The organism is Hydrogenoanaerobacterium saccharovorans (assembly GCF_003814745.1).
GTDB classification, from domain to species: domain Bacteria; phylum Bacillota; class Clostridia; order Oscillospirales; family Ruminococcaceae; genus Hydrogenoanaerobacterium; species Hydrogenoanaerobacterium saccharovorans.
Genome location: NZ_RKRD01000003.1, coordinates 110,330 through 124,736 on the forward strand (window position 1 = coordinate 110,330; position 14,407 = coordinate 124,736).

The following is a 14,407-nucleotide window of genomic DNA, read 5'->3' on the forward strand; positions in this document are numbered from 1 at the left end:
TTTTGAGGAGGAGCAAAAAAGATGTTAGACATTATTATTGGTATTATTCTTTTGTTATCTTTTATTGGATTTACCGTATATGCGGTAAAAGGCGGCAACCTCATGATTGGTTTTTTAGTTATGGCAATTTTTTGGACGGCACTGGCAATTATAGGTGGCCAGCTTACTTGGGCGGATGCTCAAACCAAGATTTTTCAAGGCGGACCGGAAAGTTGGGGTGCTACCGCAGTTGTTGTAATTTTTGGTAGCTGGTTTGGACAAGTATTGGTTAAAACCGGTATTGCAGCTACCATTATTCGTAAAACGGTAGAGCTTGGCGGCGATAAACCATTTGTAACTACTATTTTGCTGTGCTTTGTTACAGGGCTTATTTTTACCAGCACATTCGGTGCAGGTGCAGTAGTGGCAGTTGGTGTTATTGTTCTTCCTATTTTAATGTCTTTGGGGGTACCTAAGCCTCTGGCTGTTTCTTCTTACCTAATGAGCGTTGGCTCTGGCATGTATGTAAACCTTGTACTATTTAAACAAATGCAGGGCATTTTCGAAGGCTTTCAATACGACAGCAATTATCTCAAATTTGGTTTTGCAGCAATGGCTGTTCAGTTGATTGTTATTTTTGTTATGGTTGGAGTACGTCTGAACAAAAAAGCACTTGTTCATTCCTGGGCAGCTTCTACAGGTAGCATCGAGAGTACCGAAGCACCGTGGTATTCGCTCATTACTCCTGTTATTCCTGTTATTTTAGCTATTGTGTTTAAATGGCAACCCATTCCTGCATTTATTGTTGCATCTTTCTTTGCCCTATTTGTTTGCGGTAAAATTAAATCTTACAAAGATTGCGAAAAAATTGTCACTAAAACCTTCTACGATGGTGTAGTTGACGTTGCATCCTTGCTGGGCTTTTTATTTATTTTGCCTATGTTTAATAAAATTGCAGGTCCTTGCTCTTATTTCTTCCAAAAAATTCTGGGTGGCGTCATTCCCACAAATGCGTTAGTCCTTTGCATTCTTTTTGCTGTTGTTGCACCTTTAGGGCTATTCCGCGGTCCATTAACCATATTTGGTGCAGGTGCGGCAGTACTTGGCATACTCAACGGTATGGGCGTTTACAGTGCTGTACTTCTATTCCCACTCATTTACACCCCTACTATTACAATGAACATTTCCTGCTGCCCAACACAATCTTGGAACCTATGGGCTATCAACTATTCAAAAGTAAGCACCAAAGAATTCTTAACTTCGGGCGTTCTTTGGGGATGGATTATCTGTGCAATTAACAGCTTGCTTGTATATTTTATGTACGGTATGCATTAATCTATCATAAACTACTGCCGCCAATCCGTTTTGGATTTGGCGGCAGAATTTAAAATAAGCATGGTATACCCCCAAAATACAGGAAACCCTTTTGAACCTCCCGTGTTTTAGGGATATTCCATAAATAGTTTATTCAACAGGCAACATCAGAAAGGAGCCCATTATTTATGAGCAACAGAGCAATCAGAGTCGGTATAGACGTAGGTGGAACCCACACAAAAGCAGTCGCTATTGATAATCTCACTCATGAAATTATTGGCAAAGCTTCGGTTATGACTACCCATGATGATGAAATGGGTGTATCGGCAGGCGTAATTGAAGCCTTTAAAAATTGCCTTGATGCAAACAATATTAACCCTCAAGATGTTATTTTTATAGCACACAGTACAACGCAGGCAACCAATGCACTTCTTGAAGGAGATGTAGCAGAAGTTGGCGTCATGGGTATTGGCAAGGGCGGTTTAGAAGGGCTGCTTGCCAAAAAGCAAACAAAGCTGGATGATATTGACCTCGGAACAGGAAGAAAAATAAAAATACATCATACTTATCTAAAACAAAAAGAACTCAACAATGCCACAGTGGAAAGCGCTATTAAGGAACTTACCAGCCAAGGTACACAGGTTATTGTTGCAAGTAAAGCATTCGGTGTAGATAACATTACGGAAGAACAACAAGTACAAAAGGTTGCTGAAAAGCACAATATTCCTGTTTCCGTTGCATCTGAAATAAGCAAATTGTACGGTTTAACACGCCGCACAAGAACCGCCGCAATCAACGCCAGTATCTTGCCTAAAATGCTGGATACTGCCAACAGCACCGAGCAAAGTGTTCGCTCTGCCGGTATTAAAGTGCCGCTTATGATTATGCGCGGTGACGGCGGCGTTATGGATATATCAGAAATGAAAAAACGTCCGGTGCTTACAATGTTATCAGGCCCTGCTGCCAGTGTTGTGGGTGCGTTAATGTATTTGCGCGCTTCTAACGGTGTTTATTTTGAAGTAGGTGGAACCAGTACCAACATTGGTGTTATTAAAAACGGCCGTCCCGCAGTAGATTATTCCATTGTTGGCGGACATCCTACCTATATTAATTCTTTGGACGTACGTGTACTTGGTATTGCGGGCGGCAGTATGGTTCGTGCTGGAAAAGATGGCATTAAAGATGTGGGACCCCGCAGTGCCCATATTGCCGGTATGCCCTATGCGGTGTACACGCCAGAAGAAGAAATTATAGACCCACAGGTGGAATTTTTTAGCCCTAAAAAAGGTGATCCCTCCGATTATGTGGCTATTCGTTTAGCAAATGGCAAACGAATTACCATTACAAACAGCTGTGCTGCCAACGTGCTGGGTATTGTAAAACCAGAGGATTATTCCTACGGTTTTGTTGCTTCTGCGCGTAAAGCAATGCAGCCTTTAGCCGATTATATGGGACAAACCGTAGAACAAGTGGCAGAAGCAATCCTTGCCAAATCCTACGAAAAAATTAAACCGGTTATTGAAACACTGGCTGAAAAATATAAGTTGGAAAAAGACCAAATTTCGCTTGTAGGTGTAGGCGGGGGCGCTGCTGCTTTGCTACCCTATACTGCAAAACATATGGAACTTAGCTACAACATTCCCGAAAACGCAGAAGTTATTTCATCCATTGGCGTAGCACTTGCTATGGTGCGAGATGTGGTGGAACGTGTTATACCCAATCCCTCAAAACAGGATATTGCAAACCTGAAAAAAGAGGCTTGTGACCTTGCTATTGCCAACGGTGCATTGCCCGACAGCATTGAGGTGCAGATAGAAATTGATGCCCAAACCTCACGTATTACAGCCATTGCGCTGGGTTCTACCGAAGTTCAAACCACCGATTTGCTGCGTGCCTGCACCGAAGAGGATGCAAAAGAGATAGCAGCAAAATCTTTGGGTACAACCACCAATCAAGTAGCTCTTTCAGCCAAAAATAATGTATTTTATGTATTTTCCAGTACCAAGCAAAATGGTTCTAATCAAATTCGTATTGTAGATAAAAAAGGCTTCATCAAAATTCAGCGCGGTGATGGTTCTGCTGCAACCTGCACGGTAGAACAGGCTTACGCTGTTATTGAGCAAATGTGGGAGGATTTATCAGTTTACAAAAGTGATATTAAGCTTACACCTGATATTTACCTTTGTGTTGGTGGCAAGGTTTTAGATTTTGAAGGTATGATGGATTTGGAACAACTGAAAATGGTAGTAGATACAGAAATCGGTACCCGTGAACCGGATGAAGAGATTATCCTTGTGGGTGCTAAAAATGATATCTAACGAAATAAAAGATCTCATGCCCAAACTTGTGTCTATGACGGAACAAGAATGGGGTGCCTATGCGTTTAGCCGTGACCCTATTCATAAACGGCTAAGCCCCCAACTTCAGCAAGAGATGATACAAAAAGCCAACCTCTGCGGGCGTAAAGAAGCCCAAAAACTGCAAAACCAATTTGGTGCACAGCATATCTTACAGCTTGCAGACACAATGGGGTTAGATATTGCACGCAAAGATTCATTTGGCACAGATAATTTTATAACGTTTGCGCAATTTCAGTTTCCAAATCATATTACTTTGTTTACGAAGAATATAACTGCTGCGCAAACATTAATAGAACAAAACAACATTGGTGGTATGCTGCAACATGTAAATATTGAACAGTTGCTTATAGCTCACGAACTATTTCACTTTATTGAAAGTAAAAATGCGCAGCTGTACACCAAAACAAAAATTGTCCTTTGGAGAATCGGTTCCTTTCAATACAAGTCTGGGCTTATTTGTTTGGGAGAGATTGCAGCTATGGCATTTGCCGCTGAATTGTTGCATTTAAACTATAGCCCCTATGTTTTTGATGTAGTACTGCCATGGAGCCAAAATGAAGCGCAGTGCCGTAAACTGTATCAAAATATACTGCAATTTAAAATAGATAAGGGAGATTAACATAATGGCAGAAGTAATTCTTATGGGCGAGCCAATGGCTATGTTTGTAGCAGACACTGTTGGGCCTCTTCATAAAGTACAACACTTTTCAAAAAGTTTAGCAGGGGCTGAGGTAAACGTCTGCATCGGTTTAGTTCGTTTGGGTCATACTCCATCCTATGTTACAAAATTAGGCAAAGAGCCTATGGGGGAATATATCTACCACTTTTTAGAGCGTGAAAAAATAGATACCACCTTTGTTTCATTTGATGATATTTATCGTACAGGTTTGCAGTTAAAAAGTAAAGTAACCGAAGGTGACCCAGCCATTGCGTATTACCGCAAAGGTTCAGCTGCCTCTCAGATGTCAAAAGAAGACATTGAAAAAGTTGATTTTTCTGGGATAAAGCATGTTCATGTTACGGGAATACCACCAGCACTTTCACCTTCATGCCGTGAGGCAACCTATCGTTTGATTGAACGCGCCAAGGAAGCTGGAATTTATATCAGTTTCGACCCTAATCTTCGCCCCATGCTTTGGGAAAGCAAAGAAAAAATGATAGAAGTTATCAACGACTTGGCATCAAAGTGCGACATGGTACTCCCGGGTATATCAGAGGGGCTTATACTATGCGGCAGTGATAACCCTGTTAAAATTGCAGATTTTTATCAGGAACTTGGTGTTGCTGAGGTTATTATAAAATTGGGCAGTGAAGGCGCCTACGTACGTACTCCAAACGAAAGCTACGTACAAAAAGGTTTTGAAGTAAACAAAATTGTAGATACGGTTGGTGCAGGCGATGGTTTTGCAGTGGGCATAATCAGTGGGCGTCTCGAAGGTCTGTCATTGCGTGATTGTGTTATCCGTGGTAACGCCATTGGTTCCATTCAAGTGGAACATGTAAGTGATAACGAAGGTCTTCCAAATCCTGAACAGCTTGAAGCACGAATCTCTACTTATAAAGCATAATTTGTGAGGAGACGTAGCCTATGAAAATACAGTTATCACTGGACCGTGTGAGCATACCGGAAGCACTTAAAATTTGCAGTGAAACAGCCGATATGGTAGATATTATTGAAGTAGGTACTTCTTTAATTAAAGATTTTGGAAACGCTTCTATTGAAGCAATAGCCAAAGCTTACCCGCATAAAACTATTTTGGCAGACAGCAAAACTATAGATGAGGGTGCCTATGAATTTTGCAGTGCATATGGAGCAGGCGCAGATATTTTAACCGTGATGGGGGCAGCTTCCATCACCACAATTGCCGCCTGTTACCAAGTTGCGCAGGAACAAAACAAGGATATTATGATTGACTTGCTTGAAATAACGGGTGAAAAGCTGCAACAATTAAAGCAATTTCAAAATGCTATTTTTTGTTTGCATCTACCAGCTGATAAGGCAGGTGCCGGGTTGGAAGAAATGATACATGATAACCTAAAACAAATGCAAGGAGTGCGCCGATTGGCTGTAGCTGGCGGCATATCACTGCAAACCATAGGGCTAATTGCCCGCAGTGGATTTGAGATAGCGGTTATAGGTGGTGCAATTACCAAGGCAGATGACCGTAAAGTGGCTGCCCAAAAATTTCGCTTTGCACTGAAAGAAGGTTAATATATGCAACTGATTCAAACGGTATTAAACGAAATTACCGGTGTGTTAGAACAGGTTGATTCCCAAAAATTATGTGAGGTAGCACAGTGCATACAAAAGCCTTGCCGCATTTTTGTAGACGGCGAGGGTCGCAGTGGATTAATGGCAAAAGGTTTTGCTATGCGACTAATGCATTTGGGGTATCAGGTATACGTTGTAGGGGAAACCATTACTCCTGCCGTTGCAAAGGATGATGTATTTATTGCTATTTCAGGGTCAGGAGAAAGTGCCTATGTGGTATCAGATACTTTAAAGGCACAGCAAAAAGGCTGTACCGTTATTGCAGTAACCAGTAAGCCTCAATCTACAGCAGCAAAGGCAGCTTCGGTGGTGCTTACTGTGCCAGGAACGGTAAAGGGCGATAGCGAAGACGTTCGCGGCTCTGTTCAGCTGCTTAGTTCTTTATTCGACCAGTCGCTGCATATTACGCTGGATGTACTATGCTTAATGTTGAGTGAGCGCGACCATATAACTAACAGCACCGCTACACAAAAGCACTGGTAAATAGCTTAAAATTCATGCGGAAAGTTGAGGAAAAAACATGACACATCAGCAAAGAATACTCAATACCATATCTCGCACCAATATGGATAAGTTTCCTGTTCAGTTTGATTTTACTCCTACCGCTTTAGACCGTTATGCCGAATATCGCCACCTGTCGCACTCCGATTCATCTATGCTTGAGGTAATGGATAACCACATTATGTTTGCTTACCTAAACGATGGTATGGGCAAGCTGAAAACTCGCGCTTTTAAAGAGCGTTATGTGTACGATGAATGGCAGGTAAGGTGGGATATGGCACAAGAGGGTACTTTTTTTGATACCCACCCTCTTGAAGATATTGAGAATTACAGTACCTATGTTTTCCCTTCTTCAGAAGACCCCGAACTGCTTGATTATGCAAATGGAATTATAAAAAAATACAGCGATGAATATTTGGTTGCGTCTTATCAGGCTTTGAGCATGTTTGAACGTGCCTATTCCTTGCGAGGATTTGAAAACTTTTTAATGGACCTCGCTTGTGAACCTGAATTTGCCAACGAACTGCTGGATAAAATTACTGCGTATCAGGTTCGTGTAGCACAGCGTTATGTGCAAGCAGGGGTGAATGCAGGTAGAATTGGTGATGATTATGGCAGCCAGCGTGGCTTGATGATGTCACCAAATATGTGGCGTGAAATCATCAAACCCCATATTGCACAGGTAATCTCTGTTTATAAGCAGGCAGGTTTACCAGTTATTTTTCATAGTTGCGGTGACATTCATGAGATTATTCCGGATTTTATTGAAATTGGTGTGGATATCTTGCACCCTCTGCAACCCGAAAGTATCAATATTGAGCAGGTTGCAGAAGAATTTGGTGATAAAATTGTGTTTTACGGCGGTATTTCCAACCAAAAGGTTCTGCCTTATGGTACTCCAGAAGACGTAAAATATAGTGTAAAAAATCTTTTTGATATTTTCCGCAGAAACGGCAAAGGCTTTATTCTTGCACCATCAAATGGAATAGGCTCAAATGTTCCTCCTGAAAATATTCAGGCTATGTTAGATGCTGCCGAAGAGTACCGCTATTTTTAATTTAATATTGATCTAAAGCAAAACCGCTGGGTTGTTTCAAACAACCCAGCGGTTTTGCTTTAGGGGAATGGTTTATTGATCAGATGATTTAAGTTTAGTAAGAACGAAACTAATTACTGCGGCAAGAAGAATGCATCCCCGCATCTCTGCTTGCCTGCGTGTATCTGGCATCCTGAACCTTTTCTTTTGCAGACTTGATGAGGGCAAGTAAGGTTTCTTTGCTTGGGGTTTCGGATTGTTTTTCTTCTACTGTTATAGTAATTGTTGCGGTAAGGTTATTGGTGTTGAGAACCACGTGCTATGCACGTGTGGATAGAAAAAGCGATAGCGTTGATTGAAAAAACCTCCTTTGATGTTAAATAGTACGGGTTTCGTTAACCGCATGAACATCAAAGGAGGAATATCCAATGGACGAAAATAGTTTATCACATACAAAATGGAAGTGTCAATATCACATAATTATACTGCCAAAATACAGAAGGAAAGCAATATATGGAAAGTTAAGAAAAGATATAGGCGGGATATTGAGGAAACTATGTGAGTATAAACATGTGGAAATTATAGAAGCCCACGCAATGCCAGACCATATACACTTGTTGCTTTCGATACCACCAAAGTTAAGTGTAGGTGAATTCATGGGCTGCTTAAAAGGGAAAAGTACGCTCATGATATTTGAACAATCATCATGTAGGTTATGCTCATTAACTTTACACAATCGATCTAATTTTTTTAGATCTTACGATAATAATGTCCGGAGTTTCTTTTTCTCCGTATGCTTCTTCGTAAAAACCATCTATGGTAAATCCGTGCTTGAAACAGGTGTTAAAAATATCTTGAAATGACCTGTGATAATAGCATTGCTCTTTGGGTTGATTTGGAATAGCAGTATCGTAATATGCGTGAGAGGTTAAATATTTATCGGTCAATGTAACAAAGCAAGGGTGTTGAGTAGAAAAAACAAAAATGCCATCATCTACAATGAGTTTGTTCACACAGTTAAAAAGCGTGTCTATCTCTATAATATCCATTATAGCCATATTACAAACGGCTTTTGTATATTGTGAATTTCTTTGAAGAGCCATTAATTGCTGCTCATCTGTAGCATCTGCAACTATAAATTCTATTTTATCTAAAAAATTAGCCCGTCGTTTTTTAGCAAGTTCTATCATCTTTGCGCTATAATCAAAAGCAACAACTCTTGCTCCACGCTCTGTCATAAAAGCTGAATAGTTACCATTTCCACAAGAAACATCTAATATGAAATCGTCTTTATTTATGTCAAGCAACTCGGTAACTTTTGGACGAACTACATTTCTGTGAAAATCATTTGATTCATCACCCATATAATTATCCCAATGTTCTGCATTAAATTCCCAAATACTTAGACTTTCCTCTAATGAGTAATCGTACACAACAATCACCTTCTTGTTATATGAATAATCTTTATTTCATGTTATCATATACAAATAAAAAAGTCATGTATAAGTTTAAATACTCATACATGACTTTTTGTTTGAGTTTGATGTCAATTATTGATACGAGTGCATTTTTAGAGAAGGGACTCGAACTATCACTACAAAATTCCCATTTTAAAAATAATGGAATTTTATGTGTTTAAATGGTACGCTCCGTTACTTCCACTTCAGTAATTATGTCACGCAAGCGAATGCCATTAATCATGTATTCCAATGCTTCATCTGCTGTATCATACCACTGTTCGGTTTTTTTTGAGTACTCTACTAAGGATCTGCATTGGTGAATCAGAGGTACGTTTTAGTTTTGGAGCTATTCCAAACGTTTTGTTGTTATACACAAACTCTACTTCACCACCTCCGTTGACACACCATTTAAAATCGCTGATAGATTTAAAACGGTTTTCCTCTGACGTATTATGTCCAATGATATTTTCCATATAGCTCACTCCTTTGTAGTTTTTAAATGCGGGGGCTCCATCTGAATAATTAATTGGGGGGCCTGGGTTAGGAAAACCTTTAGACCAGTCAATATTATGGTCATGCGGATTTGTATGATATTTAGGATTTGGCTAGATAAGGATAAAGTCCCTTCAACAATAGGAGCATACCGTTTTAAGTTACATAGAAACATGCAAAAAATGTCATTGAATTTTTGGATGGGGATTTGAACTGTCAGCGTTTTTCGTGATATCATATTGTCAAATAGTGCGGCATAAAACCTCAACCTGCGTGACTTCATGAAGACGGTCTCCACCAACCATATACTCAAGTAGTTCATCTGTTGTATTATAAACACTCTCTGTTTCTTGTTTATATGCTTCACTGATGCTGATTTTTCCATCTGGATGTGTAATACTGTACGGCTTACCCTTCCAAATAAATTCCACTTCTCCGCCATCATCAATACACCATTTGAATTCGCTGATTGTGGAGAATTTGTCTTCGTATTTGCTGTTTGTCAAAATATTATTCATATACTGTTCTCCTGTCCATGATTTAAATTCGGGAGCACCATTCGGATAGTTTATTGGTAAGTCTGGCAGTGGATTACCTCGTTGACTATTCTAATTGATATCATGGTCATGTGGGTTTGTGTGTGCCCATGGTTTTTGATGATCTGAATAATGCCGTTCTTTTATCGCCCGTCCATCATCACCTATTTTTGTTTCAAACTTTTCGCCATTAGGCATTACAGTTCTTTTAATTTCCCCTGGCTTTCCCAAATAGCGTTCAACCTGTGGTTTATTAGGGCTGGGTTTCCAATTTATTCAAAAATCGCTGCCCATACCTTTTAAGCTTATACTATCTCGCATGATATGCCCACTTTTGATTACAATATCACTAATAAATGAAAAAGTCATGTACGAGTTCAAATCCTCATACATGACTTTTTGTTGAGTCTAGCGGCAATAAAAGATGTCATTGAATTTTTGGATGGGGATTTGAACTGTCAGCGTTTTTCGTGATATCATATTGTCAAATTGTGCGGTATAAAACCTCAACCTGCGTAATGACATCACGTAATTTATCTTTCCCCAACAAATAGTCGAGTAATTCATCAGCTTTGTCTACATCAACCGCTTCGCTATAATGATCTCCTTGACATATACTAATTTTCCCATCTGGGTGTGTAATACTGTACGGCTTACCATTCCAAATAAATTCCACTTCTCCACCATCGTCAATACACCATTTGAATTCGCTGATTGTGGAAAAATTGTCTTCGTATTTGCTGTTTGACATAATCATATTGTTCATATACTGTTCTCCTGTCCATGATTTAAATTTGGGAGCACCATTTGGATAGTTTATTGGTGAGCCTGGCAGTGGATTACCTCGTTGACTATTCCAATTAATTTCATGGTCATGAGGATTTGTGTGTTTATCTGGTCGATTATGATCTGTATAGTGTCTCTCTTTTATAGCTCGCCCATCATTACCTATTTTTGTTTCAAATTTATTTCCTTTTTTGTCATAGGTTGTTTTGATTTCCCTTGGCTTTCCCAAAAAGCGTTCATCCTGTGGTTTGTTAGGGCTTGGTTTCCAATTTCCTCCAAAAGCACTGCCCATACCTTTCAAGCTTATACTATCTCGCATGATATGCCCACTTTTGATTACAATATCACTGTCGCTTGGCAGTGGCTTTTTGCCCAAAATGTAGCAGAGATATTTTGACGGCACATAATCATCATTTTGGTATTTCCATGACGATAGTTCGTAATCTACAAATATAATGTTACCCTGCATTTCAGAAAAGGGCTCGTTATAACAAATAATTCGTTCCGGCTAAATGCGCCGTAGCATCTCATTGCAGCCTTTTAAAAAGAATTCTTTCTGGTCTTGATGATTGTTATGTTCGCTTACCGTGTACGTAGATACTGCAACGGTACTACCTTTTGGAATGCCCTCAAAGCAAAAATGAAAGGTGTTTTCATTCCCCCAGCTAACGGTAGGAATCACTCTAATTCCTTTAGAGACAAAGTATGCACCACACCAGCGGTTGCGAAACGTGTTGAATAATTGCATGACCGGTGCCATTTCAAGATACATACTAAAATCCGGAGATAACACCGCTTTGTATCGCCTCAGTTTCTCAATCTCCGAATCGGGTTTTTTCCATACACGCTCAAACTTATAATCATACAAGAAAAAATGCACCATTCTATCTATATGATTATTGTTTTCTAGTTTTGTGCGGTCAAACCCAATCAGTAGCAAATCTTTAAAATCGTCGTCTATGAGCTCTGCTTTTGGAATGGTTGGAATTTTGAACTTTCCACTTCCATCAAATTGATTTCTCAAAAGAAATGGACTTGTACGATACTTGTAATTTTCTTCTGTCATTAAAATGTCTCCTATTTTATGATAAGGATAAAGTCCCTTCAACAATAGGAGCATACCATTGGAAGTTGCATAGAAACATGCAACTTTTACACAATCGTTTACAGAAAATTCATAAATAGTTCTTGCTAAGAAAGACACATTATAATTATATTCTAAATTTATCACAAATAAAGAAAAAAGTCATGTATGAGTTCAAATCCTCATACATGACTTTTTGTTGGTGCCGGTGGTCGGGGTCGAACCGACACGGTATCGCTACCACGGGATTTTGAGTCCCGCACGTCTGCCAATTCCATCACACCGGCGTAACAATAATATCTTACACGATTAGAATAAAAAAATCAAGAGGTTTTTGAATATTTTTTTATTTTCATTGCTAATTTTTTCGGAATCCCTTATAATACAATCAGATTATACCGCTTTGCGGCCGGAGGTATTTTGTGCAGATTTTTGTTAGAGATAAGTCTTTTTATAAAACCGTATTAACACTTTCGTTGCCGATAGCCTTACAGAACTTGATAACAACAGGCGTAAGCATGATGGATACTGTGATGATTGGAGCGTTGGGAGAGGTTCAGCTTTCCGGTTCGTCACTTGCCAACCAAATCTCATTTATATTTATGATTTTTAACTTTGGTATAGCCAGCGGTACCGGCGTGCTTACTGCTCAATATTGGGGCAAACGTGATGTTACTACTATTAAATACATTATGGCTACCATGTACCGGTTAAGTTTTATCATTGGTATTTTTACCATGCTGATTTCTTTAGTATTTCCTCAACAAATTATGCATATTTTTTCAAATGAAGCAGATGTTATAGCAGAAGGTGTAAAATATCTTCAAATAATGTCGTTTACTTATTTAATGTATGGCATAACAATTACAAGCATTGGTGTATTGCGTACTGTGGGTACGGTAAAAATTTCGCTTGTGGTTTACAGTATTTCTTTTTTTGTAAATGTGTTTTTTAACTGGGTGTTTATCTATGGTAATTTAGGCGCACCTCGGCTTGAAATTCGTGGTGCAGCAATTGGCACACTTATTGCGCGCGTCACCGAATTTACTATTATTATGATTTTTATGCGGGTGAAAGAAGACAAGCTGCACTTTCGGTTAAAAGACCTGCTGCATACTCAAAAAGAAAGAACAGCCGAATTTGGTAGAACGGCTACCCCGGTGATCATAAACGAGCTGCTTTGGGCATCGGGCACAGCAACACTCTCTATTGTATTGGGTAAGATGGGTTCGGTTATTGTTGCTGCAAACAGCATTTGCCAAGTGGTTGTACAGTTTGTATCTGTGTTTTTCCAAGGTGTTGGCAATTCGGCGGCAGTCATCATTGGCAACACCATAGGGCAGGGCGAATATGATAAAGCAAAAGAACGTGCAAAAACATTTTTGGCAATCAGTGTAATTTTAGGCGTTTTTGCAGGCATCATAATGTTAGTACTCAAACCTTTAGCTATTAACTTTTATAATGTATCTGACGCGACAAAACAGGTGGCTGCCCAAATTATGAATGTTTCTGCAGTTATTGTTCTATTTCAGTCTGTGGCAATGATTACGATAGTGGGCACGCTTCGTGGCGGCGGCGATGTTAAATTTGGCTTGTTTATCGATATTGTATTTCTTTGGATGATAGCGATTCCACTGGGCTTTTTTACCGGTTTGCAGCTTGGTTTGCCGATTGTTGCAGTGTACTTTTGTATTAAAATTGACGAGGTGCTTAAATGCGGGTTGTGCTTCTACCGAGTGAACAGCGGAAAATGGTTGAAAGATTTAACAATTTAGTATGGTGATATTCACCAATTTGTGAAATATTCATAAAATAGTTGACAAATGAGGATTTTGAGTGTATGATTAATTCAAAATTGATGAATATGGAAATGTACTGTTTCGGGAAGTGTTCGTATGCAAGAAGATTTTTTGTCTGATCGCATAACCATCACCGATGATGAACTTGTAAGCAAAGCAAAAGCATCAGAGCCTGATGCATTTGCTGCCTTAATCGTTCGATATGAACCCATTGCAAGAACCCTTACAAAGGGTTACAACATTGTTGGTTTAGAGCCGGATGACCTTACACAAGAGGCGCTTACCGGTTTAATAAAGGCCGTTCGTAGTTTTGATAATGCTTGCAACGTACCTTTTCGTGCTTTTGCAACCCTTTGTATGAAGCGCCAGGTACAAACAGCAATTAAAATCGGGCTCGCAGGTAAACAGCAACCCCTCAGAGATTATATACCCCTTGATGACGGCTCGGAGCTGTCCGTTTATACATCGTGCGATCGTCGCACGGAAAGTCCCGAATCCATTGTAATTATGGAAGAAGAGATAAAAGCACGAGAACAAAAAATGAGGTCCCTTTTGTCTGCATTTGAACAGGAAGCACTTAATCTTTATCTCAGCGGTCATTCTTACGAAGAAATGTCCAAGAGGATGAAGTCCACAGCAAAATCGGTGGACAATGCCCTGCAGCGAGTAAGACGAAAGCTCAGGTCAATGAAGCTGTAATAATACAGTGTCATTGATACCAAAATCGTAATATAATCCGTATCGGGTTATATAATAATGTCCCTTGTATGTCTGACGCGTTGGTAAAT

General features: G+C 39.6%; 15 protein-coding genes, 1 tRNA gene and 1 pseudogene. 10 read left to right on the plus strand and 7 right to left on the minus strand.

What is annotated here, in order from left to right; all coding sequences use genetic code 11:
* Positions 1-21: 21 nt before the first annotated feature.
* From EDD70_RS12705 to EDD70_RS12735, 7 genes are all read left to right on the plus strand, one after another.
* Positions 22-1,314, plus strand: coding sequence for a citrate transporter (locus tag EDD70_RS12705; RefSeq protein ID WP_092755959.1), 1,293 nt, complete (start codon positions 22-24; stop codon positions 1,312-1,314).
* A gap of 167 nt (positions 1,315-1,481) precedes the next feature.
* On the plus strand, positions 1,482-3,611 hold the full coding sequence (locus EDD70_RS12710) for a hydantoinase/oxoprolinase family protein (protein WP_092755961.1): 2,130 nt from the start codon (positions 1,482-1,484) through the stop codon (positions 3,609-3,611).
* Entirely contained in the window at positions 3,601-4,272 is a 672-nt protein-coding gene (locus EDD70_RS12715) for a hypothetical protein (protein WP_092755963.1), read from the plus strand. Before EDD70_RS12710 ends, EDD70_RS12715 begins: the two co-directional genes overlap by 11 nt.
* 4 nt (positions 4,273-4,276) lie before the next feature.
* Positions 4,277-5,221, plus strand: a complete 945-nt coding sequence (locus EDD70_RS12720) for a sugar kinase (RefSeq protein WP_092755965.1) — start codon at positions 4,277-4,279, stop codon at positions 5,219-5,221.
* Between the two features lie 20 nt (positions 5,222-5,241).
* Complete coding sequence (locus tag EDD70_RS12725; RefSeq protein ID WP_092755967.1) at positions 5,242-5,865, plus strand: orotidine 5'-phosphate decarboxylase / HUMPS family protein; 624 nt, start codon at positions 5,242-5,244, stop codon at positions 5,863-5,865.
* Positions 5,866-5,868: 3 nt separating this feature from the next.
* The gene (hxlB, locus tag EDD70_RS12730) at positions 5,869-6,408 is read left to right on the plus strand and encodes a 6-phospho-3-hexuloisomerase (RefSeq protein ID WP_092755969.1); all 540 of its coding nucleotides are present in this window, start codon (positions 5,869-5,871) and stop codon (positions 6,406-6,408) included.
* Between the two features lie 37 nt (positions 6,409-6,445).
* Complete coding sequence (locus tag EDD70_RS12735; protein WP_092755971.1) at positions 6,446-7,483, plus strand: uroporphyrinogen decarboxylase family protein; 1,038 nt, start codon at positions 6,446-6,448, stop codon at positions 7,481-7,483.
* Positions 7,484-7,592: 109 nt separating this feature from the next.
* Here the strand turns inward: EDD70_RS12735 and EDD70_RS12740 are convergent, their stop codons facing one another.
* On the minus strand, positions 7,593-7,778 hold the full coding sequence (locus EDD70_RS12740; protein WP_092755973.1) for a hypothetical protein: 186 nt from the start codon (positions 7,776-7,778) through the stop codon (positions 7,593-7,595).
* A 112-nt stretch (positions 7,779-7,890) separates the two neighbouring features.
* On the opposite strand from EDD70_RS12740, the pseudogene tnpA reads away from it, so the two are divergent.
* Positions 7,891-8,163 (plus strand): annotated as a pseudogene (gene tnpA, locus EDD70_RS12745) (IS200/IS605 family transposase); the annotation flags it as partial.
* 27 nt (positions 8,164-8,190) lie between these two features.
* On the opposite strand, the gene EDD70_RS12750 reads toward tnpA, so the two are convergent.
* From EDD70_RS12750 to EDD70_RS12775, 6 genes are all read right to left on the minus strand, one after another.
* On the minus strand, positions 8,191-8,895 hold the full coding sequence (locus EDD70_RS12750) for a class I SAM-dependent methyltransferase (RefSeq protein ID WP_479723807.1): 705 nt from the start codon (positions 8,893-8,895) through the stop codon (positions 8,191-8,193).
* Between the two features lie 293 nt (positions 8,896-9,188).
* Complete coding sequence (locus EDD70_RS12755; RefSeq protein WP_092755975.1) at positions 9,189-9,395, minus strand: hypothetical protein; 207 nt, start codon at positions 9,393-9,395, stop codon at positions 9,189-9,191.
* A 261-nt stretch (positions 9,396-9,656) separates the two neighbouring features.
* On the minus strand, positions 9,657-9,932 hold the full coding sequence (locus EDD70_RS12760; RefSeq protein ID WP_092755977.1) for a hypothetical protein: 276 nt from the start codon (positions 9,930-9,932) through the stop codon (positions 9,657-9,659).
* A gap of 502 nt (positions 9,933-10,434) precedes the next feature.
* Positions 10,435-11,205, minus strand: coding sequence for a hypothetical protein (locus EDD70_RS12765; RefSeq protein WP_123811058.1), 771 nt, complete (start codon positions 11,203-11,205; stop codon positions 10,435-10,437).
* Between the two features lie 39 nt (positions 11,206-11,244).
* Positions 11,245-11,802: a DUF4417 domain-containing protein gene (locus EDD70_RS12770; RefSeq protein WP_162840928.1), complete on the minus strand. Its 558-nt coding sequence runs from the start codon at positions 11,800-11,802 to the stop codon at positions 11,245-11,247.
* 218 nt (positions 11,803-12,020) lie between these two features.
* Positions 12,021-12,107: transfer RNA gene (locus tag EDD70_RS12775), tRNA-Leu, on the minus strand.
* Between the two features lie 135 nt (positions 12,108-12,242).
* Between EDD70_RS12775 and EDD70_RS12780 the strand changes: the two genes are divergently transcribed.
* On the plus strand, positions 12,243-13,595 hold the full coding sequence (locus tag EDD70_RS12780; RefSeq protein ID WP_092755983.1) for an MATE family efflux transporter: 1,353 nt from the start codon (positions 12,243-12,245) through the stop codon (positions 13,593-13,595).
* A gap of 120 nt (positions 13,596-13,715) precedes the next feature.
* The gene (locus EDD70_RS12785) at positions 13,716-14,318 is read left to right on the plus strand and encodes a sigma-70 family RNA polymerase sigma factor (protein WP_092755985.1); all 603 of its coding nucleotides are present in this window, start codon (positions 13,716-13,718) and stop codon (positions 14,316-14,318) included.
* The last annotated feature ends 89 nt before the right edge of the window (positions 14,319-14,407 follow it).

Excerpts from the sequence above, each read along its gene's own strand:
- EDD70_RS12705 (WP_092755959.1), top strand. The coding sequence starts at position 22 with ATGTTAGACATTATTATTGGTATTATTCTTTTGTTATCTTTTATTGGA.
- EDD70_RS12710 (WP_092755961.1), top strand. The coding sequence starts at position 1,482 with ATGAGCAACAGAGCAATCAGAGTCGGTATAGACGTAGGTGGAACCCAC.
- EDD70_RS12715 (WP_092755963.1), top strand. The coding sequence starts at position 3,601 with ATGATATCTAACGAAATAAAAGATCTCATGCCCAAACTTGTGTCTATG.
- EDD70_RS12720 (WP_092755965.1), top strand. The coding sequence starts at position 4,277 with ATGGCAGAAGTAATTCTTATGGGCGAGCCAATGGCTATGTTTGTAGCA.
- EDD70_RS12725 (WP_092755967.1), top strand. The coding sequence starts at position 5,242 with ATGAAAATACAGTTATCACTGGACCGTGTGAGCATACCGGAAGCACTT.
- hxlB (WP_092755969.1), top strand. The coding sequence starts at position 5,869 with ATGCAACTGATTCAAACGGTATTAAACGAAATTACCGGTGTGTTAGAA.
- EDD70_RS12735 (WP_092755971.1), top strand. The coding sequence starts at position 6,446 with ATGACACATCAGCAAAGAATACTCAATACCATATCTCGCACCAATATG.
- EDD70_RS12755 (WP_092755975.1), bottom strand. The coding sequence starts at position 9,395 with ATGGAAAATATCATTGGACATAATACGTCAGAGGAAAACCGTTTTAAA.
- EDD70_RS12760 (WP_092755977.1), bottom strand. The coding sequence starts at position 9,932 with ATGAATAATATTTTGACAAACAGCAAATACGAAGACAAATTCTCCACA.
- EDD70_RS12765 (WP_123811058.1), bottom strand. The coding sequence starts at position 11,205 with ATGCAGGGTAACATTATATTTGTAGATTACGAACTATCGTCATGGAAA.
- EDD70_RS12770 (WP_162840928.1), bottom strand. The coding sequence starts at position 11,802 with ATGACAGAAGAAAATTACAAGTATCGTACAAGTCCATTTCTTTTGAGA.
- EDD70_RS12785 (WP_092755985.1), top strand. The coding sequence starts at position 13,716 with ATGCAAGAAGATTTTTTGTCTGATCGCATAACCATCACCGATGATGAA.